This window comes from Acidovorax sp. HMWF018 (assembly GCF_003061035.1).
Taxonomy (GTDB): Bacteria; Pseudomonadota; Gammaproteobacteria; order Burkholderiales; family Burkholderiaceae_C; genus Acidovorax; species Acidovorax delafieldii.
The window spans coordinates 1-1,070 of record NZ_QAIM01000544.1; the positions used below are offsets into that span (position 1 = coordinate 1).

The following is a 1,070-nucleotide window of genomic DNA, read 5'->3' on the forward strand; positions in this document are numbered from 1 at the left end:
CAGGCCGGCCAATTCGTCGGCCCCGTGTTTGTGCTGGACGATGACCGTGTGGTCGCCCGCATCGGCGCGGCCCATGACGACGACGCCCGCTGGGTGTTGCTGCATGGCATAGAGCACACGCCCCTGCCCGCCATCCAGGGCCTGGGCCGCTCGCCCGATCGCCGGTGCTTTGCCCAATGCGACGGCCTGCACATCACCACCCACCACGGATGGAATGGCCCCGTGATTGCGCAATTTGCCCTGCCGCGCGGCAACGAAGGCCTGCCCCCGCAGGTGCAGGCGTCGGCAGGCCCGCTCGGGCAGCGCTGCGATGAAATCATTCCCTTCAACGACGGCCTTCGCGTGCTGCTGCGCAACCCCACAGGGGTGTATCTTCTGCACCCCGCAAACCGAGGTGACGACAGCCCAGTGCAACGCCTGCACCCGCAGACGTTTGAAGAAGATGGCCCCTACACCTGGCCCAAGAACCAGATGGATGAAAAGGTCGATGGTGAGACCGTCACCGTGCTGGCGCTGGACATGCTGCACATGGCCCTGTCGCCTGATGAGCGTCACATCGCAGTAGGCGACCAGGACAACTCCCACATCCTGCTGGACGCGCACGGCGCTGTGGTGGCCGAACACGAGCCCCTATCGTCTTACCCCCACCACGCGGTGTTCTCGCACGACGGCACACGCCTGTTTGCCAACTCATGCCATCTGTATTGGGGCAGTACCTGCTCGATCCCCATCGGGGCGGCACCGCAAAAAGCGACCGATGAGGACACCCCACCACTGGACGAACGCTGCCGCGTGTACGCCTCTGTCACCTTGCCGGGCCTGGTGATCCTGGGCGATGCGGATGGCTACCTGCATGCCATCAGCGACGAGGGACAAGCCCTGTGGCGCCACCACATCGGCAGCACGATCAGCGCTATCGATGCATCCCCCGATGGAGAAACCCTGTGGGCGGCCAGCTATGGCGGCTACCTGGTGCGGCTGCAGCGCAGCGAGGCGGGCATGGACCCTTACTCCATCAGCACGTCACTGTATGTGGAGACGCGGCGGTGGATATTCTGGCGGGATGAGGT

The 1,070-nt window shown here is 64.9% G+C and carries 1 pseudogene; it reads left to right on the plus strand.

Annotated features, from left to right (window positions below):
* Positions 1–1,070 (plus strand): annotated as a pseudogene (locus tag DBR23_RS23220) (WD40 repeat domain-containing protein); the annotation flags it as partial.